This is a genomic window from Inquilinus limosus (assembly GCF_051487185.1).
GTDB classification, from domain to species: domain Bacteria; phylum Pseudomonadota; class Alphaproteobacteria; order DSM-16000; family Inquilinaceae; genus Inquilinus; species Inquilinus limosus_F.
Window position 1 is genome coordinate 53,133 of sequence record NZ_JAHVDK010000013.1, and the last position, 22,856, is coordinate 75,988.

The following is a 22,856-nucleotide window of genomic DNA, read 5'->3' on the forward strand; positions in this document are numbered from 1 at the left end:
GCGGCATGCCTGCCATCTGGCAGCGGTCGGGCTGGCACCGCAAGGTTGATCCGGATCCGGACCTGGGCTAGTTTGGATCCATGGATCCAAACTCGATCGCGAACGCCCTGAGACACGACATCGAGCGGCGCGTCCTGCCGCCTGACACCGTGCTGCATCAGGAGAGTCTGGCGGCGCGATTCGGCGTCAGCCGCCAGCCGGTGCGGCAGGCGCTGGACCGGCTGCTGGCGGAGGGGCTGGTGGCCCGCCGCCCCGACCGCAGCCTGGCCGTCGCCGGCCTGTCGGCCGAGGAAAGCCGGGAGCTGACCGCCCTGCGCATCCTGGTCGAGGGCGAGGCCTTGCGCCTGTCGCTGCCGCGGCTGGAGCCCCGGGCCCTGCGCCGGGCCGAGCGCCTGGCCGCGGAACTGGCCGAGGAGGAGGACCCGGCGACGATCGAGGAGCTGGACGTCGCCTTCCACGCCGCCCTTTACGACGCCTGCGGTAACGCCCGGATGCTGCGCCTGATCGATTCGCTGCGGCGCGAAGGCCGGCGCGCCTATTCGGTTCAGCCCAAAGGCTCCGCCTTCCGCGCCGCGATGGCGGAGCAGCACGAGGCCATCCTGGCCGCCTGCCGCACCGGCGATGTCGCGGCCGCGACCGCCGCCCTGGCCGCCCATCTGCGGGCGGCCGCCGATTCACACAGTGGAGGAACCCCATGAGTCAGTATCACGCTACCGTGCTGTGGCAGCGCCCGCCGGACGTCGCCTTCACCGACGGCCGTTACAGCCGGGCGCATCTCTGGCGATTCGATGGCGGCGTCGAGGTGCCGGCCTCGGCCTCGCCGCATATCGTGCCCCTGCCCTTCTCCGCGCCGGAGGCGGTCGATCCGGAGGAGGCCTATGTCGCCGCCCTGGCGAGCTGCCACATGCTGACCTTCCTGTCGATCGCAGCCAAGCGCGGCTTCGCCGTCGACCGCTACAGCGACACGGCGGAGGGGGTGATGGAGAAGAACACCGAGGACCGACTCGCGGTCACCCGGGTGGTGCTGAACCCCCGCGTGACCTATGCCGGCCCGGCGCCGGACCGCGCCACGGAGGAGGCGATGCACCACGCCGCGCATGAGCAGTGCTTCCTGGCCAATTCGGTGAAGACCGTGATCGAAACTCGGCTGGGCTGATCTCTCGCGGAATCGTCCTGCCGCGGCGCGCGGCAGATCAGCAATCAGGCCGCAAACCGGCTTGGTGCATTGCATATAACGATATGCAGTTGACGCATGCCAACTATGCAATGAAGGCATCTGAAGGAACGGTCATTTCTCCACGCCGGAATTTTATTCCAACACATCGACCATTTTAGAGCTCAGACTCGTGCTCCGTTCGCCGGGGGCAACGAAACCACACTATATCCGGAAATTTTTATTCATTTTTGAACACCTTTGAAACCATCTCCGCCGACAAGATAATAAAGTTTCCATTGCAAAAAATATCGTTATCCTTTACTCGAAACAACATAATAAATTGTCTTGCCGATGTTTTGAGAATGCAGAGGAGGGACCAACCTTGTCATGATCCTTTAAGTTGTTTGGAAACGACGATTTTGTAATCGTAGGTCGAGGGCGGCGCCGTGTGCCGGCAGCGCTGGGACCAAATACCGAATCGCGATAGCGGAGAACGAATATGGCTTTGTCACTGGAACTCCTGGGGCTGTTGGGCGTCAATCTCGAAGACACCAACGACGACGTGCTGGTTGGCAACAACCTCGTGGACGTGCTGAGCGGCGGGGATGGCAACGACGTCGTTGAAGGCAAGGGCGGCGCCGACGTTATCAGCGGTGGCGACGGCATCGACACGCTGAGCTACGAGACCTCGCCCGCGGCGGTGAATGTCAGCCTCGAGCCCGGCCTGCTCGGGCTGATCAGCCTGAACAGCGGCGGCGACGCGACCGGCGACCTGGTCAGCATCGGCTTCGAGAATGTCGTCGGCTCGGCCTTCGGCGACACCATCACCGGCGATGACACCAGCAACACCCTGGCCGGCATGGCGGGGGACGATACCCTCAACGGCGGGAACGGCAATGACCTGCTGATCGGTGGGGCCGGGAACGACCGGATGGACGGCGGCGCCGGCGTCGACACCGTGAACTATGTCGACGCGGCGTCGAGGATGACCATCGACCTGGCGGCCGGAACGGCCACCAACAGCGGCGGCACCGAAAACGACACGCTGATCGGCATCGAGAACGTCACCGGTTCGCGCTTCAACGACGTCATGATCGGCAGCGCCGGCGACAACGTCCTCAACGGCGGGGCGGGCGACGACACCATCACCGGCGGCGCCGGCAAGGACACGATCGATGGCGGCACCGGCTCCGACACCGCCAACTATTCGAACTCCAACGCCGCCGTCACCATCAATCTGACCACCGGGATCAACACCGGCGGCCACGCCTCGGGTGACGTGCTGACCGCGATCGAGCATCTGCAGGGCAGCGTGTACAACGACCAGCTGACCGGCAATGACGGCGCCAACATCCTGAACGGCTATTTGGGTAACGACGTCCTCGCCGGTCTGGGCGGCAACGATGTCCTCATCGGCGGCCGTGGGGCGGACAGCATGGACGGCGGCACCGGCATCGACACCGCCTATTACTCGAACTCCAGCGCCGGCGTGACGGTCAACCTGACCACCAACGTCAACACCGGCGGCGACGCCGCGGGTGACTCCCTGACCAATGTCGAGAATGTCGCCGGCTCGAACTTCGCCGACAGCATCACCGGCGACTTCCACGACAACGTCCTGTCCGGCCTGGCCGGCAACGACACCATCTTCGGGATGGGTGCCAACGACATCCTGATCGGCGGCGCCGGGGCGGATGTGCTGAACGGCGGCGCCGGCCTGGATGTGGCGAGCTATGAGACCTCGTCGGCCGCGGTGACCGTCAACCTGGCCACCGGCACCGGCACGGGCGGCGATGCCCAGGGCGACACCCTGACCAGCGTCGAGCGGCTGTTCGGCTCGCGCTTCGACGACACCCTGACCGGCAACGACGGCTTCAACGACCTGCGCGGCAACGCCGGCAACGACGTGCTCAGTGGCGGCGGCGGCGCGGACGACCTGCGCGGCGGCGCCGGGGCCGACACCATCAATGGCGGCGCCGGGCAGGACACGGCCTATTACTTCGAGAGCAATGCCGGGGTGACGGTGAACCTCACCACCGGCCAGGGCCTCGGCGGCCATGCCCAGGGCGACCTGCTGATCGATGTCGAGAATGTGGGCGGCTCACAGTTCAACGACTCGCTGGTCGGCACTGCCACGAAGAACATCCTCCGCGGCTACGGCGGTGACGATGTGCTGCGCGGCGGCGGCGGCGTCGACGAGCTGATCGGCGATGCCGGGGCGGACACCTTCGTGTTCGGCTCGACGGCCGACAGCAACAGCGTCACCGGCGTCGACCTGATCCATGATTTCGGTTCGAATCAGGGCGACAAGGTCCATCTGTCGACGATCGACGCCAACACCAGCGTCGCCGGCGACCAGGCCTTCACCTTCATCGGCACGTCGGACTTCACCGGTGTGGCGGGTGAGCTGCGCTACTTCACCACCGCCGCGGGCACCATCGTCTGGGGCGACACCAACGGCGACAAGGCCGCGGATCTCATCATCAGCTTCGAGGGTTCGCTGACCCTCGCCGCGACCGACTTCGTGCTGTAAGCGAAGCCGTAGACGTGATCAGGGCCGCCCTTCGGGGCGGCCCTTTTTTATTCCGCTCTTTCGGCCGCCCGTCGCCGCGCTTCCTCGGTGGCCTGGCGAAACCGGACCAGACGATGGCCGGCCCGTGACATCCGGTCCGGCCGCGGATCATGGACCGCGCCGACCGTATCCGGCGGTGCCGGCCATCCCAGCGCCGCCGCGGCGATGCGGTAGCCGCCCATCGCCGTGGTCGCCGTCGGCAGGTCGGCGCACTCCACCGTCCGGCCGGTCGCATCGGCGATGAGCTGCGGCCAAATCCGGCTGGCGCCGCCACCGCCGGTCAGCCGGATCGGCCCTGGCGCCGCCGCCATCGCGTCGAGATTGTTGCGCAGCGCCAGCGCCACCCCTTCCAGCACCGCATAGTGCAGCGCGCCCCGCCCGTGGCTGATGTCGAGATCGAGCAGCGCGCCGCGCAGCGCCAGGTCGACGAAGGGCGAGCGCTCGCCTTTGAGATAGGGTAGGAACAGCGTTTCCGGCGGTGCCGCGTCGATCGCGGCCGCCTCGGCGTCGAGCGCAGCGAGCTCGGCCCGGGCGATCCGGCCGAACCAGCCCGCGGCGTCGCCGGCGGTGAGCAGCGGCGCGATCTCGATCGCCCAGCCGGCCCTCGGATGCGCCAGCGTGGTGAAGGGGCGCGGCAAAGCCGCAGGGTCGAGCGGCCGGCTGCGCGCGACCCAGCCGCTGGTGCCGAGATAGACGTGGAGCTGGCCATCGCCGGCGGCACCGACGGTGGAGGCCGCGGCGTCGCCGCAGCCATTCACCACCGGACAGCCGGAGGGCAGGCCGAGCGCCTGCGCCGCCGCCGGCCGCAGCGCCCCGACCACCGCGTCGGCCGGCAGGATCGGCGGCAGCAGCGCGGGGTCGAGGCCGACGGCTTCGACCAGCGGCGCCGACCAGTCGCGCCGGGCCAGGTCCATCAGCCCGACCGTGGTGCCCGCGGCAGGGTCGGTGGCGATCCGGCCGGTCAGCCGCAACGCCAGATAGTCCTTGGCGCCCGGCAGGATGGTCGCGACCCGCCGCGCCGCCTCCGGCTCGGCCTGCTGCAGCCAGCGAAACTTGCATAGCGTGTTCAACGGCCCGGGCGCGTTGCCAAGCAGGGCCGGCGCGTCCGCCGCCAGCAGCCGGTCGCGGACCGCCGGGAACACCGAGCCGCTGCGGCCGTCGCTGTACAGGAGCGCCGGCCGGACCGGGCGCCCGTCGGGGTCGAGCGGCACCAGATTCTCCATCGTGCCGACGAGGGCCACCGCACGCACCGATTCGCGCATCACCGCCGGCAGCGCGGCGCAGGCGGTCACGGCCGCCGTCCACCAATCCTCCGGATCCTGCTCCTGCCCGCCGCCGGGCGTCGACCGGGTCGGGTAGCGGGCCTCGACCTGCCGCGCCGGATGGCCATCCTCGCCGAAGGCGACGAGCTTGAGCGCCGTGGTGCCGAGATCGAAGACCAGGAGGATGCTCATCGCGATGCCGCCATGCCGAAGCGGCGCAACATCACCGCGGCGATGATGATCGCGCCGGTCACCATCTTCTGGAAGAAGGGATCGACGTTGAGGATGGTCAGCCCGTTCGCCAGCACCGCGATGATGGCGACGCCGACCGCGGTGCCGAGCATGTTCGGCCGGCCGCCGCGGAAGGCGGTCATGCCGAGGAAGACGGCGGCGTAGGCCGGCAGCAGCAGGCTCTCGCCCATGGTGTGCTGGACGCTGCCGAGCCGCGCCGCCAGCAGCGTCCCGGCCAGGCCGGACAGCGCTGCGGAGATCGCGAAGACGGCGATCACCGGCCGGCCGATCGGCACCCCCGAGAGGCGCGCCGCCTCGCGGTTGCTGCCGATCGCGATCAGCCGCCGGCCGAACACGGTCAGGGCCAGGGTGCCGCCGGCCGCAAGCAGCACCGCCAGCATCCACAGCGTCAGCACCGGCACCGGCCCGGCCAGGGCGCGGGCCAGCGCGGTGAAGCCCGGCGGAATGCCCTGGAACAGGCTGGCGCCGCCCGACAGCCAGTAGGCCAGGCCGGAGGCGATGGTGCCGAGCGCCAGGGTGGCGATGAAGGAGGGCGCCCTGAGGCCGTGCACCACCAGCCCGTTGAGCGCGCCGACCAGGGCACAGGCGAGCAGGGTCAGCAGGATCGCCGGGGCCGGACCGGCGCCGGCGGCGAGCAGCTTGACCACCAGGATGCCGGCGAGCGACGCGACGAAGCCGACCGACAGGTCGAACTCGCCGATCACCATGACGAAGGTCGCGGCGGTTGCGACGATCGCCAGGATCGCCATCTGCTGGGTGACGTTGAGCAGGTTGGCGGCGGTGGCGAAGGCGTCCGGCCGTGCCAGGCCGAAGCCCAGCACGATCGCGGCCAGCGCCGCCGGCGTGCCGAAGCGCTCGACCAGCCGCGCCGGCGCTTCAGCCGCCATGGTGTTTCCCTTGGAGACTCACGGGCAGGCCACGCCCAGGCTCTCGCGCGTGATCAGCGTGCCGGGGGCGTAGAGCTCGGCCGCATCGGGCTTGCCGCCGGCGAAGACCTTGGCCATCTGCTCGGCCGTGATCCGCGCCATGTCGGCGAAGTTCTGCCGGACCGTGGCAATGAAGGGCGTGCATTGCCGGATCAGCTCCACCGCCTGCGGATTGCCGTCGATGCCGGCGATGACGATGTCGCCGCGCCCGGCCGCCTGCAGCGCCAGCAGCGCGCCGATGCCGGGCTCGTCCCAGGCCGCCCAGACGGCATTGATCGCGCCCGGCGCCGGGTTGGCGGCGAGCATCGCCTCCATGGCGTTGCGGCTGTCGTCGATCTGGCCCGGCACCTGGACATAGTGGTCGGCCACCTGGCGGATCCCCGGCGCCGCCTGCAGCGCCTCGTCGAGCGCGATCTCGCGCTGGCGCACGCCGGGATGGGCCGAATGGAAGAAGCGGACGATCGCCCCCTTGCCGCCCAGCCGGCCGAATAGGTGGTCGGTCATGGTGCGGCCGAGGGCATGGTTGTCCGAGGTCACGTTCAGCGTCACCCCCGGGGCCGTCGCGCCGTCGATGGCGAACACCGGGATGCCGGCGGCCGCGGCCTTGCCGACCTGGTCCTGGATCTGTGCCGGGTTGATCGAGACCAGCACGATGGCGCCGGTGCGCGCGTTGATCACATCCTCGACCCGGCTGGCCAGTGCCCCGAAGTCCCCGGCGGTGTCGACCACCGACACGGTCCAGCCGCGCGCTGCGGCATCGGCCTTGAAGGTCTCGACCATCTCGCTGGTGGCGACGGCGGAGAGATAGGGGGTCAGCACCGACACCGTCTCGGCCGCCGCCGAAGCCGCCGCCCCTGCCGTGACCGCCGTCGCCGCCACCGCGACCGCCCGCATCCATCCCCGCATCGTCCGCTTCTCCCCCGCGCTTTCGTCCTGTCTAGCCCCTGCGACGGGGGCTGACAACGACCTGCCATGGCGCTTCCACATCCGCTTGCCCCCGGCCCCCCGAGCCCGCACTGTGTGCGCCGTGCGGACATACGCCGTCCGCCGGAACAGGAGAGCCATGGCCTTCGAGAACGCGCCGCGTGCGACGCCGACCGTGCAGCAGGACGACGACACCGTCCGGATCACGCGCTGGGACTTCGAGCCCGGCGCCGCGACCGGATGGCATCAGCACGGCTTCCCCTATTTCGTCATCATGCTGCGGGCCGGAACGCTGCGGATCCACAACGGCGAGACCGAAACGGCGGTGCCGCTGGCCGAGGGCCAGTCCTACATGCGCCCCGCCGGCATCCGGCATGACGTCATGAACGGCTCGCCGCACCCGATCGCATTCGTCGAGATCGAGCTCAAGCGGCCGGCTGCTCTCGACGGCTGGACCGTCTGAGACCGCTGCCGTGCCACGCATCGCTTTCCGGCTGGAGGCGTCGGCCGCGATCGGCGGCGGCCACGCCATGCGCTGCCTGTCCCTGGCCCGGGCCCTGGCCGACCGCGGCGCGGAGTGCCTGTTCCTGGTGAATGAAGAGGCCGAGGCGGTGGTGCCGGCCCTGGCCGCCGTCGCCCGCCGGACCGTCGGGCCGGAGCCGGAGGCCGCGGTGGCGGCGGTTCGCGCGGCCTGGCCGGACGGGGCCGATGCGGCGGTCTGCGACCTCTATCGGTGGACGGCGCCGCAGGAATGCGCTTTCGCCGCCGCGGCGCGCCGCCTGCTGGTGATCGACGACCTGATCGCGGCGCCGCATCACTGCGACTGGCTCCTGAACCAGAATTTCGGCGCCGATGTGGCCGGCTACGACGGATTGCTGCCGCCCGGGTGCCGGCGGCTGATCGGCCTCGACTACGCCCTGCTGCGCCCGGACTTCGCGGCGCTGCGGCCGACGGCGCTGCAGCGCCGTGGCGCGGGGCGGCCGCGGACGATCCTGGTGTCGCTCGGCCTCACCGATGTCGGCGGCATCACCGGCCGGGTCTGCGCCGCCCTGGCGACGATCCCGGACTTCGCCCGCGCCGAGGTGGTGCTGGGCCCGGCTGCGCCCAGCATCGCCCGGGTGCAGGCGATCGCCGCGACCGATCCGCGCTTCCGCTGCCATGTCGGGCTCGAGGACATGGCGCGGGCGATGCTGGAGGCGGATGCGGCGATCGGAGCCATGGGTAGCAGCAGCTGGGAACGCTGCTGTCTCGGCCTGCCGACCCTCGCCGTCACCCTGGCCGACAATCAGCGGCCGACGGCCCAGGCCCTGGCGGCGGCCGGCATCGTCGCCCTGGCGGGGGATGCCGCGGCGCTGGACGACGCCGCGCTGCGGACCGCGATCACGGGCTTCCTTGCGGATGGGGACCGGTTGAACCGGCTGTCACGCGCCTCCGCCGCGCTGTGCGACGGGCTGGGCGCCGGCCGGGCGGCGGCGGCGATCCTTGAAGCGGTCGACGGCTAGCCTGCCGGGCTAGGTCACGGGCCGGGCTTCGGAGACGGGAAGCTCGCCTTCGTCCGCCGTCCGGCCCTCCCGTTCCGCCACCACCTGGGCGTGGGACTGCTCGTAGCGGAAGCCGATGCGCAGCACGACCTGGTAATGGCCGACCCTGTCGCCCTCGACATGGCCGCGGATCTCCTTCACCTCGAACCAGTCGAGGTGGCGCAGCGTCTTCGAGGCGGTGGCGATGGCGCCCGCGATTGCGTCCTCGAGGCTGCGCTCGGACGAGCCGGCGAGCTCGGTGATGGCATAGGTGTGGCCCATGGTCCGTCTCCCCTGTTGCCTATCCGGGGGAATGGCGGGCGTGCCGGTCCGGTTCCGGCCTCACGCCGCGGCGGCCCCGGCCACCTCTCCGGCCACCACCGTGAGATCCTTGACGAACTCGGCATAGGCGCGATGCCGGGCCTCCTGGTCGGGCACGCGCAACAGGGAGGAGGGATGGACGGTGACCAGCCCTCGCAGGCCGTTCGGAAAGGCCAGGACCCTGCCGCGATTCTGGAGGATTGGGAACGGCCGTCCGGCCAGCGCCCGCGCCGCGGTGGCGCCGAGGGCCACGGTCAGTCGCGGCTGGATCAGCGCCAGCTCGCGGTCGAGCCACCATTTGCAGCGGTCGATCTCATAGGCGTTGGGGCTCTTGTGCAGCCGGCGCTTGCCGCGCGGCGCGAATTTGAAGTGCTTGACCGCGTTGGTGACGTAGGTCCGGTCGCGCGGGATGCCAGCCTCGGCCAGGGCCTTGTCGAAGAGCCGTCCGGCCGGGCCGACGAAGGGCCGGCCCTGCTGGTCTTCCTGGTCGCCCGGCTGCTCGCCGACAAAGACGACGAGCGCATCCGCCGGGCCTTCGCCGAACACGGTCTGCGTCGCCGCCTGATAAAGCGGGCAGCGCGTGCAGCCACGCGCCTCCGCCGCCACGGACTCCAGGGTTTCCATGCCTGGAGAATGGCCGCGGCGGAGCGCCGGTTCCAAGGGCCAGCCGGGGGCGGCCTGCTGACCAGCCCGGCGGCCGCTCAGCTGAGCGTCGACCGAATGCCGGCGGGGTCGGCAGATTTTCCCATCAGAGCATAAATGCTCATGAGGATGCCTCGGCGCCGATACAGAATTCGGCCGCCATCAACAAATCCATATCGCCTCGACGTTGAAGATCTCCACATGATCCGGACCATACGGCGAAGCCATCCGATCCGAAGCGGCGTCGCCGAGCACCCGGGCCGGTTGTCGAGATCACGTCATCTTCTTCTTGCCATTGCGGCAAACCGGGCTCCATCATGACTGGTCACTCCGGTTCGGATGGCCGGCCAACCGCGACTGCGGCCACGGATCGCTGCCTACCCGGTGACCGACTGACGCGTCGCGCACTCTCGCACGGCGCCAACTTTCTTCGGAGGCGAGCGATGCCGATCGGCACCGTGAAATGGTTCAACAGCACCAAGGGCTTCGGCTTCATCCAGCCGGACGGCGGCGGGCCGGACGTGTTCGTCCACATCTCCGCTGTCGAGCGCGCCGGGCTGCGCGGCCTGACCGAAGGCCAGAAGATCTCCTATGAGGAGCAGATGGACCCGCGGCGCAACAAGTCCTCGGCCGAGAACCTGAAGCCGGTATAGCGCCGGCTCAGCCCTCCGCCGGGTCGGGCGGCCGCCCGCCCAGGGCGCGGGTCAGCTCGCGCGCGGTGTCGCGCAGGAGCGGGCCCAGCGCCGCCGCCCGCTCCGCGGTCAGGCGGCTGGCGAGGCCGGAGACCGAGATCGCGCACAGCGCCTCGCCCTGCGCGTCGTGGACCACGGCGGCGACGCAGCGCAGCCCGGTGACGAACTCCTCGTCGTCGATGGCGTAGCCCTGGCGGCGGACCTGGGCGAGCTCCGCTGCCAGGTCGGCGGCGCGGGTCAGAGACCGCGGCGTCAGCCGCGGCAGGCCGTGACGGGCGACCACCGCCGCCACATCGGCCTCGGAATAGGTCGACAGGATCGCCTTGCCCATGCCGGAGGAGGCCATCGGCGCCCGCCCGCCGACGCGGGTGATGGCACGCATGATCTCGCGGCTTTCGACCTGGGTCAGGCACACCATCTCGCCGTCGTCGGCCACGCCGAGATTGGCGGTCTCCCGCGTCTGGTCGCGCAGCCGCCGCAGGAACGGCAGGGCCGGGGCCACGAAGTTGCGCTGGCGGACGAAGGCCGAGCCGATGGCGAAGGCCTGCCGGCCCATATGCCACATCCCGTCCGACGGATCGAACTGCACGAAGCGCCGCTGCTCCAGCGTGGTCAGCAGGCGATGGGCGGTCGAGGGCGACAGGCCGGTGCGGGCGGCGAGGTCGGTCAGCCGCGTGCCCTCCTCATCCTCGCCCAGGGCCTCGAGCAGCGAGAGCGCCCGCTCCACCGACTGCACGCTGCCCGATCTCGGGGCGCCCTCCGCTTTGGCCGGCGCCGATCGTCTCTCTCTCATTCACCCGATCCGACCTGAGGCCGTGTCCGGCGGGACCAAACCCCGCCGATGGCTGTAGACTGCTTCATAGCATCGGACCGGTTTTCCGCATCGCGGGAAACTTACCGCAGCGCGCTGGACCGGCCGCGGCCGTTGGACTAGCCGGAAGACATGGCCTCTCAACCACGGCGTTGGACATGACCTCCTACGTATCCCGGCACACCTTAAAGGTGGCCCCGCCCCTGGCGGACCTGGTCGAAGGCGAGATCGTCCCCGGCACCGGTGTCGCCCCCGATGCCTTCTGGCGGCATCTCGCCGCCATCGTGACGGATCTCGGCCCCGTCAACCGGGCGCTGCTGGAGGAGCGCGACCGGCTGCAGAAGCAGATCGACGCCTGGCACGAGGGCCGGCGGGGCCAGGCCTTCGACCCGGCCGAATACCGCGCCTTCCTGACCGGGATCGGCTATCTGCGCGAGGAAGGGCCGGATTTCACCATCGACACCGCGAATGTCGACCCGGAGATCGCGACGATCGCCGGGCCGCAGCTGGTGGTGCCGGTGATGAACGGGCGCTTCGCCCTGAACGCGGCCAATGCCCGCTGGGGCAGCCTGTACGACGCGCTCTACGGCACCGACGCGATCCCGCAGACCGGTGACCTGGCGCCCGGCACCGGCTACAACCGCAAGCGCGGCCAGACGGTGATCGCCGAGGCGGCAAAGGTCCTGGACACCGCGATCCCGCTGGCCGCCGGGACCCATGGCAGCGTCACGGAGTACCGGCTGACCACCGGCGGGACGGCGGCGCTGGAGGTCGCGCTGGCCGACGGGTCGACCACCACCCTCGCCCGGCCGGAGCAGTTCGTCGGCTATGCCGGCGAGGACGGCAAGCGGACCCTGCTGTTCCGCAACCACGGGCTGCATGTCGAGCTGCAGATCGACCGGTCGCACCCGATCGGCGCCGACAACCCGTCGGGCGTCAAGGACGTGGTGCTGGAGGCCGCGGTCACCACCATCCAGGACTGCGAGGATTCGGTCGCGGCGGTCGACGCCGAAGACAAAGTCGCGGTCTACCGCAACTGGCTGGGGCTGATGAAGGGCGACCTGGCCGAGACCTTCGAGAAGAACGGCCGGACCATGACCCGCCGGCTGGCGCCCGACCGGACCTACACCGCGGTCGACGGCGGCACGCTGACCCTGCCCGGCCGCAGCCTGATGCTGGTGCGCAATGTCGGCCATCTGATGACGACCGACGCGGTGCTGGACGAGAACGGACGCGAGGTGCCTGAAGGCTTCCTCGACGCCATGGTCACCTCGCTCTGCGCCCTGCATGACCTGAAGAAGGCCGAGGGGCCGCGCAACAGCCGGACCGGCAGCGTCTACATCGTCAAGCCGAAGATGCACGGGGCCGAGGAGGCGGCGCTGACCGACGCGCTGTTCGGCCGGGTCGAGGATGCGCTGGGCCTGCCGCGCCACACCCTGAAGGTCGGGGTGATGGACGAGGAGCGGCGGACCACGGTCAACCTGAAGGAATGCATCCGCGCGGTGCGGCACCGCCTGGTCTTCATCAACACCGGCTTCCTCGACCGCACCGGCGACGAGATCCACACCAGCATGCTGGCCGGGCCGGCGCTGCCGAAGGGCGACATCAAGGATGCCGCCTGGCTCTCCGCCTATGAGGACAACAATGTCGACCAGGGGTTGGCAGCCGGGCTGAAGGGCCGGGCGCAGATCGGCAAGGGCATGTGGGCCAAGCCCGACGCCATGGCCGAGATGCTGACGGCCAAGATCGGCCATCCGCGCGCCGGGGCCAACACCGCCTGGGTGCCGTCGCCGACCGCGGCGGTGCTGCACGCCACCCACTACCACGCGGTCGACGTGGCGGCACGGCAGGAGGAGCTGCGCTCGCGGCCAAAGGCGAAGCTCGAGGCGATCCTGACCCCGCCGCTGCTGGGCGGCCGCAATCTGTCGGCGGAAGAGATCCAGCGCGAGCTGGACAACAACGCCCAGGGCATCCTGGGCTATGTGGTGCGCTGGATCGACCAGGGCATCGGCTGCTCCAAGGTGCCGGACATCCACAATGTCGGCCTGATGGAGGACCGCGCCACCCTGCGCATCTCCTCCCAGCACATCGCCAACTGGCTGAAGCACGGGCTGTGCACGGAAGAGCAGGTGCGGGAGACGATGCGGCGCATGGCGGCGGTGGTCGACCGCCAGAACGCCGGCGACCCGGCCTACCGGCCGATGGCGCCCGACTTCGACCGCAGCGTCGCCTTCCAGGCGGCCCTGGACCTGGTGCTGCAGGGCATCGACCAGCCCAACGGCTATACCGAACCGATCCTGCACCGCCGCCGCCGCGAGGCGAAGGCGACCACGGCGGCGTAGGCGCGCGGCCGCGCGCAGCCCTCCCCCTCTCGCAGGGGGAGGGGAGAAATTCGGGTCCCGAAGGTCTCAGAGCACGGCTCCAGAATCTCTGCGACAAGCGGTTGAAAATAGATAAAAGAAAATCTCGCAGCAGTTGCGATGCTCAACAAGCCGGAGCCTAGAGATCTCCAGCCGATATCAGGCACGACGAGCCCGTTCTTCAGCCGCGACCCTTTTGACCGGCCAAGATCGTCCTTTCAGGTGACGTCCGAATTGATGGTGCCGGGCGAGGCGGACAGCGGTTGCCGGTCTGCCGGAGATGGTTATCGTAGACGCACTCGCTCGGACCCGGTGAAATTCCGGGTGGCTCTTCCGGCCGCCGATCCGCCGGACAACGCTAGCGATATCGACACAGTGGCGACGGTCAAACCGATACCTCTCTTCACAAAGAGCGCGTCGAGAAGAGAGCTGTTCACGCGGGCTTTGCCCGCCTGACAGAGGTCTTCCCTCGCTGAGTCGGCAGCGTCGCCGCTGTTCTCGATGGAATCGTCGAGGACGGCAAATGCACCAGAGATCCTGATGCCTGGAGGCCGATATCCGCTCCCCGGATATTGGGCCGACCGCACTCCCCAAACGCTCCAGTCCTCTCGTCGCGCCGATTGATCGCGGCTGTCCGGCCGTCGGCGAGGGACTCCGTCCTTTTCTGATCCTCGGAGGAGAGATGCCGGATCGCCTGGACGTCCCATGCATCGTCTGCGGCTCGTCGGATCTGACGGATCTGGTCGAGCTCGCCAATGTCCCCGTCGTCGGCAACCAGCTGCACCGCAGCAGCGAGGAGGCCCGGCAGGTGGCCCTGGCCGACATCAGGCTCGTCGGCTGCCGCTGCTGCGGCCATGTGTTCAATGCCGCCTTCGACCCCGCGCGGGTCGTCTACGATGCGCGCTACGAGAACTCGCTGATGGGCTCGCCGCGCTACCGCCGGTTCTCGGAGGACCTCATCGATCGGCTCCTCTCGGCCTACGATCTGGAAGGCGGCACCGCGGTCGAGATCGGATGCGGCCGCGGCGAGTTCCTGCGCCTGCTGTGCAGCCGGGGATTCCGAAGGGGAATCGGGTTCGATCCCAGCCGTCCCGGCAAGCAGGATTCAGCCGAGGAAGCGGCGATCACCATCATCGGCGATGTCTTCACGCCGTCCTCGGCGCCGCATGCCGACATCGTCTGCTCCCGTCATGTGCTCGAGCATCTGCCCCGCCCGGTGGATCTGCTCCGCGCCATCCGCGAAGCCTATGCGTCACGCCCCGCCCAGGTGGTGTTCATCGAGGTGCCGAACGGCGGCTTCATGCTCGACGAGCTCGGGGTCTGGGATCCTCTCTACGAGCACGCCTCCTATTTCACCCTCTCGTCTTTCTCGCGGGCGCTGCGGCTGGCTGGCCTTGGTCCCCGTTCGGTCGACACCGCGTTCGGGAACCAGTTCCTGGTGGCCGAGGCGACGTTCCCCGTATCCGAGGAGGATCAGCCGGCTTCGCCATTGCCCGACACGCATAGCTTCAGCGGCTTCGGCGACCGGTTCACGGAGACGGTGCAGGCCTGGCGGGACTGGCTGGATCGCGCCCGATGGGAGGGCCGGCGTCTGGCGCTCTGGGGCGGCGGGGCCAAAGGGGTCACCTTCCTGAACGTCCTCGACCGGTCCGGCGAGAGGGCCATCGACCGGGTGGTCGACATCAATCCGCTCAAGGCCGGTGCCTTCACCGCCGGCACCGGGCACCCGATCGTGCCGCCTGCGGCGCTGCGGGAGCAACCACCCGACATGGTCCTGGTGATGAACCCGGAATACGAGGCGGAAATCCGGCAGACGCTCGACGGGCTCGGGCTGGATGTCGAGCTGACCGTGGTCTCGGGCCGGTTGCCGCCCATGGCGGCGGATGTGCGGCGGCGGATCTCGGGCAGGCGCTCGCGCATCCCCTAATTCATAAAACGATTTGACGAATTCGCCGCCCAGGATCACGCTTCCGGTCGGGAGGCGCTGCCATGGCTGCGCGGCTGAAGGGCACGAACCAGGATCTCGGGCGGCCGTACAACCGGCGCATCGTGCTGGAAGCGGTGCGCCTGCACGGGCCGATCTCGCGCGCCGAAATCGCCCGGCTGGTGGCGCTGAGCCCACAGACCATCAGCAACATCATCCGCGAATTCGAGGAGATGGGCCTGCTGACCGCCCGGCGCGAGACGCCGAAGCGGCCGGGCCAGCCGGCGATCGAGCTGGCGATCGACCCGGATGGCGGCTTCGCCATCGGGCTGCAGCTGACGCGCGACCGCCTGGGCGGCGTGCTCTTGGATCTGACCGGGGCCGTCCGCGGCCGGGCGCAGACGGCGCTCTCCGCCGCCACCCCGGAGACGGCGCTGCCGGCGATGGGCGCGATGGTGGCGCGGCTGCGCCAGGCGGCGCCCGGCCGGGTGCTGGGCGTCGGCCTGGCCATGCCCGGCCCCTTCGACGTCGAGGCGATGAGCTTCGTCGGCCCCACCACCCTGTCCGGCTGGGCCGGCGTGCCGCCGGCGGAGCGGCTGCGCGACCTGACCGGCCTGGCCGCCTTCGTCGGCGGCGACGCCCCGGCCGCGGCGCTGAGCGAGGCGATGTTCGGCCTGGGCCGCAGCCTGCGCGACTTCTTCTACATCCATTTCGGCCTGGGCCTGGGCGCCGGGCTGGTGGTCGACGGCCAGGTGCATCAGGGCGCCTGGGGCAATGCCGGCGAGTTCGGCCATATGCCGATCGTGCCCGGCGGCCGCGCCTGCAGCTGCGGCAATGAGGGCTGCCTCGAGACCTATGTCTCGGTGCATGCGCTGCGGACCGCGCTGGCCGAGGCCGGGGTGGCGCTGGACCCGGCCGATCCGGACGCCGCCGGCCACCCCGCCGTCGCGGCCTGGATCGAGGCCGCGGTGCCGCCGCTGCGCCGCGCCATCTGCAGCATCGAGAACCTGCTGGACCCGGCTTCCGTCGTGCTGGGCGGCGAGATGCCGGAGCCGATCCTGCGCCGCCTGGCCGGTCGGCTGGAGCCGCTGCTGCCGTCGGTCAGCCGGCGCAGCGACCGTACCCATCCGCGCCTGGCGCTGTCCGCGATCGGTGCCGACAACGCGCTGGTCGGGGCGGCCGTTCTGGCCATCTCCGGCCTGTTGTCGCCGCGCTCCGGCCTTCTCTTCGTTGAGCCGGAGCCGGCCCCAGCGCCGCCGCCACGCCGCGCCGCCGCCATCGCCACGGAGGGACGAGCATGACCGCCGACACCGCGACACGAGGCCGCGAGCTGCTGCGGCTGGAGCACATCCAGATGCGCTTCGGCGCGGTCACGGCGCTGGCCGACGCCAGCTTCACCGTCCGGGCCGGCGAGGTTCTGGCGCTCCTGGGCGACAACGGCGCCGGCAAGTCGACCCTGATCAAGATCATCTCCGGCGGGCTGCAGCAGACCGCGGGCCGGGTGATCTTCGAGGGCGAGGAATGCCATTTCGCCAGCCCGGCCGACGCCAAGGCGCGCGGCATCGAGACGGTCTATCAGGACCTGTCGCTGTGCATGAATGTCGACGTCGTCGCCAATTTCTTCATGGGCCGCGAGCTGACCCGCAGGATCCTGGGCGTGCCGGTGCTGCGCGAGCGCGAGATGCAGGCGGTGACCGAACGCGCCCTGAGCGCGGCCGGCACCCACATCCCGTCGGTCCGGATCAATGTCGAGCACCTGTCGGGCGGCCAGCGCCAGGCGATCGAGCTGAACCGCTTCGTCCATTGGGGCGGCAAGATGGTGATGCTGGACGAGCCCTTCGCGGCGCTGGGTGTCGAGCAGACGCGGCGCGGCCTTGAGATGATCGCGCGGGTGCGCGACCAGGGCGTCGCCGTGATCCTGATCACCCACAACATGACGCACGCCTTCCAGGTGGCCGACCGGATCGTCGTGCTGCGGCACGGCCGCGTCTCCGGCGACGTGGCCACGGCCGAGACCAGCCCCGAGGAGGTGGTGCGGATGATCACCGGCGACGTCGGGCAACGTGTCGCCGCCGGTCCCTGAGAGAACCAAAACAGAGGAGGCGAGATCATGCGGATAGCAAGACGGACCCTGGGGGCGGCCGCGATCGCGCTGGCGGCGCTGGCGGCGGGCGGCGCCTTCGCCCAGGACAAGGGCAGGATCTACTACCTGGTGCCGACCCTGCTGGACGAGTTCCAGACCGAATCGGTGAAGGTGATCACCGACAGCTTCAAGCAGGTCGGCTACGAGACCGTGTCGCTGGACGCGCAGAACCGGACCGACCTGCAGCTGAACCAGTTCGACGATGTGATCCGGCTGAAGCCGAAGGCGATCGTGCTGGCCGCGGTCGATTTCGATTCGGTCGTGCCCGGCATCCAGAAGGCGCGCGAGGCCGGCATTCCGGTGCTGATCTTCGACCGGCAGATCACCTCGACCCCGGTCGACTTCACCTCGGTTGCCGGCACGGTGCAGATCGGCGAGATCGCGGCCGAGCAGATCCAGGGCCTGCTGAAGGCCCGCTACGGATCGGTCAAGGGCAAGGTGCTGCAGATCCTGGGCGACCCGGGCGACAGCTACACCCTCGACATCCAGAAGGGCTTCGAGGCCAAGATGAAGGCCTTCCCGGACGTCGAGCTGATCACCCAGGCGGCGCTGCAGTGGTCGGCGACCAACGCCGGCGACATCGCCTCGGACCGGCTGCTGACCAACCCGGACATCGACCTGATCTTCGTCCACGCCGCGCATCTGGCGGTGCCGGTGGCCGCCATCCTCGAGGCCAAGGGCAAGAAGCCGGGCGACGTCATGCTGGTCAGCTCCAACGGCGCGCCGGTCGGCCTCGACCTGATCCGCAAGGGCTGGGAGCAGGTGGAGGTGGAGCAGCCGCTCTACGCCCAGGCCGTGGCGCTGGCGATGTTCATCGACAAGATCGTGGCCAAGGAAAAGCTGAAGCCCGGGACCTACGAGGTGCTGGGGCTGAAGGCCGAGCTGACCGAGGAGAGCTGGGGCCCGAACCTGAAGATCCCCGGCGCCGCGATCACCAAGGCCAATGTCGACGACCCGCGCTTCTGGGGCAACCTGAAGCCGCCCAGCACGCCGGTGCAGCCGGTCAAGTGACACGCGCGAGACCTTCATACGCCTTTCCCTCGCCGTCATTGCGAGGAGGCGAGGCCGACGAAGCAATCCAGGGGCCGGTGCCGCTGGATTGCTTCGCTGCGCTCGCAATGACGATTAAGGGAGTTGCCGCAGCCGTTTGCCCAGGGGACCGATGATGGACCGCATCGTGGCGCAGCCTGCTTCCCCGACCGCCGGCCGGCGCGCCCGCGCCTGGATCGAGCCGGCTCTCGACCACATCGTCTGGCTGATCCTGCTGGTCGTGCTGGCGGTGTTCTCGCTGACCATCCCGGACTTCTTCCAGACCGGCATCTTCCTCAACATCCTCGAGCAGTCCTGCTTCGTCGGCATCCTCGCGGTCGGGCTGTCGCTGGTCATCATCGCCGGGCAGATGGACCTGTCGATCGAATCCGTGCTGGCGCTGGCGGCCATGGTGACGGCCCTGTTCTTCGGCACCAGCGGCGCCGGGCTGGCCTGGACGCTCGACCCGCCCTGGCTGGTGCTGCCGGTCACGCTGATCGGCGCCATCCTGCTGGGCTGCGTCGCCGGCCTGGTCAATGCGACGCTGGTGGTGCGGTTCCGGATCAACGCCTTCATCGTCACCCTCGCCGCCTATATCGCGCTGCGCGGGACGGTGGTGGCGTCCTCCAGCGGCCGCTCGGTCTACGGCCTGCCGGCGGAGCTGCGCGCGGTCGCCATCGGCACCTTTCTGGGCATCCCGGTCCTGGCCTGGATCCTGATCTCGGTGTTCCTGGTCTTCGGCTTCATCCTGACCAGGACGCCGTTCGGCCGGCATCTCTACATGATCGGCGGCAACCCGCAGGCGCCGTTCCGGGCCGGGATCAAGGTCGACCGGCTGGTGACGATCGCCTTCATGCTGTCCGGCGGCCTCGCCGCCTTCGCCGGCTGGCTGCTGGCCGCCCGCACCGCCGGCGCCACCGCCAATCTCGGCATCGGCATGCTGTTCGAGACCTTCGCCGCCGTCGTGATCGGCGGCGTCAGCCTGAAGGGCGGCGCCGGCCGCCTGTCCGGCGTCTTCGCCGGGGTGCTGCTGTTGAGCGCGATCCGCACCGCGATCAACGTCATGGGCATGCCGCCGCACTACACCCAGGTGATCCAGGGCACGCTGGTTCTGGCCGCGGTGCTGCTGGACACGCTGAAGACCGCGATCCGGAAGCGGTATTTGTAAGCTTCAGCCCGCAGCCCCCTCCAGCGCCGCCAGGAAGCGGCGGCGCCAATGGCCGATGTCGTTGCGGCGCAGCACCCGCATCATCGCGGCATGGCGCTTCCGCCGCTCCTCCAGCGGCATGGTCAGGGCCCGCTCCAGCGCCTCGGCCACGCTTTCGACGTCGAACGGATTGACGATCAGCGCCGCCTCCAGCTCTTCCGCCGCACCGGCGAATTCCGACAGCACCAGCACGCCCGGATCCTCTGGGTCCTGGGCCGCGACATATTCCTTGGCCACCAGGTTCATGCCGTCGCGCATCGGCGTCACCAGCCCGACCCTGGCCGAGCGGTAGAAGCCGAGCAGCGTCTTGCGCGGCACGCTCTTGTTCAGATAGCGCAGCGGCACCCAGTCGATATCGGCGAAGGCGCCGTTGATCGACCCGGCCAGACTCTCCAGCTCGTGCCGGATCTCCTGGTATTCGGCGACATCGCTGCGGGTCGGCGGTGCGATCTGCATGAAGCTGACCCGGCCGCGCCGGTCGGGCCAGCGCTCGAGCAGCGTGCGGAACGCCTCGAAGCGGCGCGGCAGGCCCTTGGAGTAGTCGAGCCGGTCGACGCCGATGATCAGGTCGCGCCCGACCAGGCTGTCGCGCAGCCGGTGCGCCGCCCGCATGTTCCAGGCGGCCGGGGCGTCGGCCGCGATCTCCTCGGTTTCGATCGAGATCGGGAAGGCCTCGACCACGATCCGGCGGCCGTCGATCTCGACCCGCCCGTCCGTCGTCTCGCGCCAGCTGCGGTGCCAGGCCGCGAGCAGCGCGTCACGGTCGCGCGCGGTGTGCAGCCCGACCACGTCATAGGCGGCGAGGTCCTGCAGCAGCGCCCGGTGCGTCGGCAGGGTGCGCAGCACCTCCGGCGTCGGAAAGGGCGTATGCAGGAAGAAGCCGATCGGCGCCGTGACGCCGCGGTCGCGCAGCAGCCGGCCGAGCGGGATGAGCTGATAGTCGTGCACCCAGATCCGGTCGCCCGGGCGCAGCAGCGGCAGGAGCGCGTCGGCGAACTGGGCGTTGACCCGGCGATAGCCGTCCTCCGCCGCGCGGCTGTAATGGACCAGCTGGCTGCGATAATGGAACACCGGCCAAAGCGTCGAATTGGCGTGGCCGTTGTAGTAGAGGTCGAAATCGGCCTGGGTCAGGTCGAGCATGGCGTAGGTGAGAGGACCGGCGCGCTTCAGCCTGGGAAGCGCCGACGCCTCGGCCACCAGCCGGCCGCTCCAGCCCAGCCAGATGCCGCCCGCCTCCTTCAGCGCCGCCAGCACCGCCACGGCCAAGCCGCCCTGCGGCGCCTTGCCCTCCTCCACCGGGGCGATGCGGTTCGAGACCACGATCAGGCGGCTCATGTCCTGGCCTTCTCTTCAGCGGAGCGCGGCCAGATGCGCGATCCAGGCGCGCACGGCCGCGGGATCAGGCAAACGCCGGTTCGCCCGGGTCGGTTCCCGCTCGCCGACCAGGACCGCGACGCCGCCGTGACGCAGCGCTGCGGCGAAGGCGTCCTCATCGGTGACGTCGTCGCCCATCGCCAGCGGCCGGCGGCCGGCGAAGGGGGGCAGCGCCAGGAAGCGGTCGACCGCCGCCCCCTTGTCGACGCCGTCGGGCTTCAGCTCGACCACCATCTTGCCGGCCAGCGCGTGCCAGCCCGGCACATCCGCCAGCAGGCCGCGGGCGAAGGCGGCGACATCGGCGCCGAGATGCGGCGCCTGGCGATAGTGGATCGCCACTGCGGCGCCCTTGGGCTCGACCCTCAGGCCGGGGCGGGGGGCGGCGAAATCGGCCAGGGATGCGGTCAGACGGTCGAGCACCGCGCGGTCGACCGGGACGCGCTCGACCGCCGCCGCTGGCGCAGGGCGCCATTCGAGCCCGTGCTGGCCGGCGGCCGCCGGGCGCAGCGGGGCGAACAGCCGGTCGAGATCGGCGATGGCGCGGCCGGAGACGAGGGCGAGGGCGCCACCGAGCCGGGTGGAGAGCCGGTCGAGATCGGCGACCAGGCCGGGCGGCACCACCACGTCCTCGGGCCGCGGGGCCAAGTCGATCAGGCAGCCATCGACGTCGAGGAACAGTGCCATGCCAGAAATGGCGTCGGCGAATTCTGTCGAGTCGATGATCTGCGGTGCCATGCGCCCGGAAATCTCCCCGTCAATTTTCCGTAAGGATTGCCGGTCCGGAGCGAATCCGGACACGACGACAGACGCACCGATTGCCGGATCTGGCCGGCAGAGCGGAGCGTCTGCTGTCCGTTTTAGGGGCGGTGGCCCGCTATTGCAAGGGAAGGGGCGGGAATTTCGGTTCACGCGGGGACGGTGACCGAGCCCATCCCCCATCATCGTCATTGCGAGCGCAGCGAAGCAATCCATGGCGCAGCTCGTGCGAGCCGATGGATTGCTTCGTCGGCTTCGCCTCCTCGCAATGACGATTCCAAGGGTCGCGCGGATCGCTCTCGACGAGGCTTGGCCTCAATCGACGTAGCCGAGGCGGGCCCGGACGAAATCGCCCTTGATCGACACCAAAGGCCGATCGCCGGCGCTGGCCGGCAGGGTGCTGTCGACGACCGAGACCTTGGCGTCGACAGCGTAGCTGACCGGAGTGCCGCGGCGGAAGCCGAGGTCGAGGTCGGCGGCGTCGGCCGCGATGCGGATCGACCGGCCGGGATCGGGGCTGGTGCTGCGGACCGTCGCCTGCAGCGCCCGGGCCGAGAGGTCGAGCGTCCGGGCCTGGCCGGACAGCGACAGCTCCGCCGCCTGGACCCGGACAGCGACGGCGCCGAAGCGGCCGTCAAGCGTGGCCGAGACCGCGGCCGGCCGCAGCGTGATATCGCTGCCGGGCTTGAGGTTGACCGACAGCGATGGCCGGCACTCGCGCGGCCAGACCGACGCCTTCTCGCGGACGTCGACCGTCAGGGTGCGGCCTTCGACCTGCAGGGTCGCGGCGCAGCCCTCCGACTGCTCGAGGGTCGCTTGCAGCGGCCGACCGGCATCGGTGGTGGCGGCGACGGACAGGCGGCCGCCCGTCACCACCACCGCGTCGACCTGGGTCAGGCCGACCGGCTCCATCGCGGAGGGGTCGGCGGCGCCGAACCCTGCCAGGAAGGCCAAAGTCTTGAACGCTCCCATGACAATCCCTCCT

The 22,856-nt window shown here is 70.0% G+C and carries 21 protein-coding genes and 1 other annotated feature; of the genes, 12 read left to right on the forward strand and 9 right to left on the reverse strand.

The features are described 5' to 3' along the window. Window positions 1-80 precede the first annotated feature (80 nt). The 3 genes from KXR53_RS16330 to KXR53_RS16340 all read left to right on the forward strand — a co-directional run bounded on the left by KXR53_RS16330 (window position 81) and on the right by KXR53_RS16340 (window position 3,689). Complete coding sequence (locus KXR53_RS16330; protein WP_437376287.1) at window positions 81-698, forward strand: GntR family transcriptional regulator; 618 nt, start codon at window positions 81-83, stop codon at window positions 696-698. Further along, window positions 695-1,156: an OsmC family protein gene (locus KXR53_RS16335; RefSeq protein WP_437376288.1), complete on the forward strand. Its 462-nt coding sequence runs from the start codon at window positions 695-697 to the stop codon at window positions 1,154-1,156. The genes KXR53_RS16330 and KXR53_RS16335 overlap by 4 nt, the downstream gene beginning before the upstream one ends. A gap of 499 nt (window positions 1,157-1,655) precedes the next feature. Beyond that, entirely contained in the window at window positions 1,656-3,689 is a 2,034-nt protein-coding gene (locus KXR53_RS16340) for a beta strand repeat-containing protein (protein ID WP_437376289.1), read from the forward strand. A 47-nt stretch (window positions 3,690-3,736) separates the two neighbouring features. On the opposite strand, the gene KXR53_RS16345 is transcribed toward KXR53_RS16340, so the two are convergent. Genes KXR53_RS16345 through KXR53_RS16355 form a run of 3 tightly spaced genes read right to left on the reverse strand, consistent with a single transcriptional unit; the run spans window position 3,737 to window position 7,074 of the window. Continuing rightward, a complete protein-coding gene (locus KXR53_RS16345; protein WP_437376290.1) occupies window positions 3,737-5,182 on the reverse strand; it encodes a xylulokinase in 1,446 nt (481 codons plus the stop codon). Then, the gene (locus tag KXR53_RS16350) at window positions 5,179-6,129 is read right to left on the reverse strand and encodes an ABC transporter permease (protein ID WP_437376291.1); all 951 of its coding nucleotides are present in this window, start codon (window positions 6,127-6,129) and stop codon (window positions 5,179-5,181) included. Before KXR53_RS16350 ends, KXR53_RS16345 begins: the two co-directional genes overlap by 4 nt. Before the next feature lie 18 nt (window positions 6,130-6,147). Then, window positions 6,148-7,074: a substrate-binding domain-containing protein gene (locus KXR53_RS16355; RefSeq protein ID WP_437376293.1), complete on the reverse strand. Its 927-nt coding sequence runs from the start codon at window positions 7,072-7,074 to the stop codon at window positions 6,148-6,150. A gap of 157 nt (window positions 7,075-7,231) precedes the next feature. Here KXR53_RS16355 and KXR53_RS16360 point away from each other — a divergent pair, with 157 nt between their 5' ends. Both KXR53_RS16360 and pseG read left to right on the forward strand, forming a co-directional pair. After that, window positions 7,232-7,555 (forward strand): cupin domain-containing protein, encoded by a 324-nt coding sequence (locus KXR53_RS16360; RefSeq protein ID WP_437376295.1) that lies wholly within the window; start codon window positions 7,232-7,234, stop codon window positions 7,553-7,555. Window positions 7,556-7,565: 10 nt separating this feature from the next. Beyond that, a complete protein-coding gene (gene pseG, locus KXR53_RS16365) occupies window positions 7,566-8,594 on the forward strand; it encodes a UDP-2,4-diacetamido-2,4,6-trideoxy-beta-L-altropyranose hydrolase (protein WP_437376296.1) in 1,029 nt (342 codons plus the stop codon). Between the two features lie 9 nt (window positions 8,595-8,603). Here the strand turns inward: pseG and KXR53_RS16370 are convergent, their stop codons facing one another. Together KXR53_RS16370 and KXR53_RS16375 are read right to left on the reverse strand one after the other, a co-directional pair. Continuing rightward, window positions 8,604-8,894: a dodecin gene (locus tag KXR53_RS16370; RefSeq protein ID WP_437376297.1), complete on the reverse strand. Its 291-nt coding sequence runs from the start codon at window positions 8,892-8,894 to the stop codon at window positions 8,604-8,606. Between the two features lie 60 nt (window positions 8,895-8,954). Further along, complete coding sequence (locus KXR53_RS16375; RefSeq protein ID WP_437376298.1) at window positions 8,955-9,557, reverse strand: UdgX family uracil-DNA binding protein; 603 nt, start codon at window positions 9,555-9,557, stop codon at window positions 8,955-8,957. A 461-nt stretch (window positions 9,558-10,018) separates the two neighbouring features. On the opposite strand from KXR53_RS16375, the gene KXR53_RS16380 reads away from it, so the two are divergent. Beyond that, entirely contained in the window at window positions 10,019-10,228 is a 210-nt protein-coding gene (locus KXR53_RS16380) for a cold-shock protein (RefSeq protein ID WP_026872308.1), read from the forward strand. 7 nt (window positions 10,229-10,235) lie between these two features. Here the strand turns inward: KXR53_RS16380 and KXR53_RS16385 are convergent, their stop codons facing one another. Beyond that, window positions 10,236-11,060 (reverse strand): IclR family transcriptional regulator, encoded by an 825-nt coding sequence (locus tag KXR53_RS16385; protein WP_437376299.1) that lies wholly within the window; start codon window positions 11,058-11,060, stop codon window positions 10,236-10,238. 176 nt (window positions 11,061-11,236) lie between these two features. Here KXR53_RS16385 and KXR53_RS16390 point away from each other — a divergent pair, with 176 nt between their 5' ends. The 6 genes from KXR53_RS16390 to KXR53_RS16415 all read left to right on the forward strand — a co-directional run bounded on the left by KXR53_RS16390 (window position 11,237) and on the right by KXR53_RS16415 (window position 19,702). After that, entirely contained in the window at window positions 11,237-13,420 is a 2,184-nt protein-coding gene (locus tag KXR53_RS16390) for a malate synthase G (RefSeq protein WP_437376300.1), read from the forward strand. A 320-nt stretch (window positions 13,421-13,740) separates the two neighbouring features. Continuing rightward, window positions 13,741-13,796, forward strand: a sequence feature (sul1 is cis-regulatory element that is thought to sense ions involved in sulfur or methionine metabolism; They are found in Alphaproteobacteria). A 324-nt stretch (window positions 13,797-14,120) separates the two neighbouring features. Further along, window positions 14,121-15,365 (forward strand): class I SAM-dependent methyltransferase, encoded by a 1,245-nt coding sequence (locus KXR53_RS16395; protein ID WP_437376301.1) that lies wholly within the window; start codon window positions 14,121-14,123, stop codon window positions 15,363-15,365. 62 nt (window positions 15,366-15,427) lie between these two features. Beyond that, complete coding sequence (locus KXR53_RS16400; RefSeq protein ID WP_437376302.1) at window positions 15,428-16,663, forward strand: ROK family transcriptional regulator; 1,236 nt, start codon at window positions 15,428-15,430, stop codon at window positions 16,661-16,663. Continuing rightward, window positions 16,660-17,445, forward strand: a complete 786-nt coding sequence (locus tag KXR53_RS16405) for an ATP-binding cassette domain-containing protein (protein WP_437376303.1) — start codon at window positions 16,660-16,662, stop codon at window positions 17,443-17,445. Before KXR53_RS16400 ends, KXR53_RS16405 begins: the two co-directional genes overlap by 4 nt. Window positions 17,446-17,472: 27 nt before the next feature. Continuing rightward, the gene (locus KXR53_RS16410; RefSeq protein ID WP_437376304.1) at window positions 17,473-18,516 is read left to right on the forward strand and encodes a sugar ABC transporter substrate-binding protein; all 1,044 of its coding nucleotides are present in this window, start codon (window positions 17,473-17,475) and stop codon (window positions 18,514-18,516) included. A 154-nt stretch (window positions 18,517-18,670) separates the two neighbouring features. Then, window positions 18,671-19,702, forward strand: a complete 1,032-nt coding sequence (locus KXR53_RS16415) for an ABC transporter permease (RefSeq protein WP_437376305.1) — start codon at window positions 18,671-18,673, stop codon at window positions 19,700-19,702. Window positions 19,703-19,705: 3 nt separating this feature from the next. Here the strand turns inward: KXR53_RS16415 and otsA are convergent, their stop codons facing one another. The 3 genes from otsA to KXR53_RS16430 all read right to left on the reverse strand — a co-directional run bounded on the left by otsA (window position 19,706) and on the right by KXR53_RS16430 (window position 22,843). Then, window positions 19,706-21,076, reverse strand: coding sequence for an alpha,alpha-trehalose-phosphate synthase (UDP-forming) (gene otsA, locus KXR53_RS16420; RefSeq protein ID WP_437376306.1), 1,371 nt, complete (start codon window positions 21,074-21,076; stop codon window positions 19,706-19,708). Between the two features lie 15 nt (window positions 21,077-21,091). Further along, window positions 21,092-21,850 carry a trehalose-phosphatase gene (gene otsB / locus KXR53_RS16425; protein WP_437376307.1) on the reverse strand — a complete coding sequence of 253 codons (759 nt, stop codon included), beginning with the start codon at window positions 21,848-21,850 and terminating at the stop codon, window positions 21,092-21,094. 336 nt (window positions 21,851-22,186) lie between these two features. Beyond that, the gene (locus KXR53_RS16430) at window positions 22,187-22,843 is read right to left on the reverse strand and encodes a hypothetical protein (protein WP_437376308.1); all 657 of its coding nucleotides are present in this window, start codon (window positions 22,841-22,843) and stop codon (window positions 22,187-22,189) included. Between the last annotated feature and the right edge of the window lie 13 nt (window positions 22,844-22,856).

What these genes read in the sequence shown, in the direction of transcription:
- KXR53_RS16345 (WP_437376290.1), bottom strand. Translation starts at nt 5,182, where the DNA reads ATGAGCATCCTCCTGGTCTTCGATCTCGGCACCACGGCGCTCAAGCTC.
- KXR53_RS16355 (WP_437376293.1), bottom strand. Translation starts at nt 7,074, where the DNA reads ATGCGGGGATGGATGCGGGCGGTCGCGGTGGCGGCGACGGCGGTCACG.
- KXR53_RS16430 (WP_437376308.1), bottom strand. Translation starts at nt 22,843, where the DNA reads ATGGGAGCGTTCAAGACTTTGGCCTTCCTGGCAGGGTTCGGCGCCGCC.
- otsA (WP_437376306.1), bottom strand. Translation starts at nt 21,076, where the DNA reads ATGAGCCGCCTGATCGTGGTCTCGAACCGCATCGCCCCGGTGGAGGAG.
- KXR53_RS16395 (WP_437376301.1), top strand. Translation starts at nt 14,121, where the DNA reads ATGCCGGATCGCCTGGACGTCCCATGCATCGTCTGCGGCTCGTCGGAT.
- KXR53_RS16405 (WP_437376303.1), top strand. Translation starts at nt 16,660, where the DNA reads ATGACCGCCGACACCGCGACACGAGGCCGCGAGCTGCTGCGGCTGGAG.
- KXR53_RS16340 (WP_437376289.1), top strand. Translation starts at nt 1,656, where the DNA reads ATGGCTTTGTCACTGGAACTCCTGGGGCTGTTGGGCGTCAATCTCGAA.
- KXR53_RS16370 (WP_437376297.1), bottom strand. Translation starts at nt 8,894, where the DNA reads ATGGGCCACACCTATGCCATCACCGAGCTCGCCGGCTCGTCCGAGCGC.
- KXR53_RS16335 (WP_437376288.1), top strand. Translation starts at nt 695, where the DNA reads ATGAGTCAGTATCACGCTACCGTGCTGTGGCAGCGCCCGCCGGACGTC.
- KXR53_RS16390 (WP_437376300.1), top strand. Translation starts at nt 11,237, where the DNA reads ATGACCTCCTACGTATCCCGGCACACCTTAAAGGTGGCCCCGCCCCTG.
- KXR53_RS16350 (WP_437376291.1), bottom strand. Translation starts at nt 6,129, where the DNA reads ATGGCGGCTGAAGCGCCGGCGCGGCTGGTCGAGCGCTTCGGCACGCCG.
- KXR53_RS16330 (WP_437376287.1), top strand. Translation starts at nt 81, where the DNA reads ATGGATCCAAACTCGATCGCGAACGCCCTGAGACACGACATCGAGCGG.
- KXR53_RS16360 (WP_437376295.1), top strand. Translation starts at nt 7,232, where the DNA reads ATGGCCTTCGAGAACGCGCCGCGTGCGACGCCGACCGTGCAGCAGGAC.
- KXR53_RS16375 (WP_437376298.1), bottom strand. Translation starts at nt 9,557, where the DNA reads ATGGAAACCCTGGAGTCCGTGGCGGCGGAGGCGCGTGGCTGCACGCGC.
- KXR53_RS16385 (WP_437376299.1), bottom strand. Translation starts at nt 11,060, where the DNA reads ATGAGAGAGAGACGATCGGCGCCGGCCAAAGCGGAGGGCGCCCCGAGA.
- KXR53_RS16410 (WP_437376304.1), top strand. Translation starts at nt 17,473, where the DNA reads ATGCGGATAGCAAGACGGACCCTGGGGGCGGCCGCGATCGCGCTGGCG.
- KXR53_RS16415 (WP_437376305.1), top strand. Translation starts at nt 18,671, where the DNA reads ATGGACCGCATCGTGGCGCAGCCTGCTTCCCCGACCGCCGGCCGGCGC.
- KXR53_RS16400 (WP_437376302.1), top strand. Translation starts at nt 15,428, where the DNA reads ATGGCTGCGCGGCTGAAGGGCACGAACCAGGATCTCGGGCGGCCGTAC.
- KXR53_RS16380 (WP_026872308.1), top strand. Translation starts at nt 10,019, where the DNA reads ATGCCGATCGGCACCGTGAAATGGTTCAACAGCACCAAGGGCTTCGGC.
- otsB (WP_437376307.1), bottom strand. Translation starts at nt 21,850, where the DNA reads ATGGCACCGCAGATCATCGACTCGACAGAATTCGCCGACGCCATTTCT.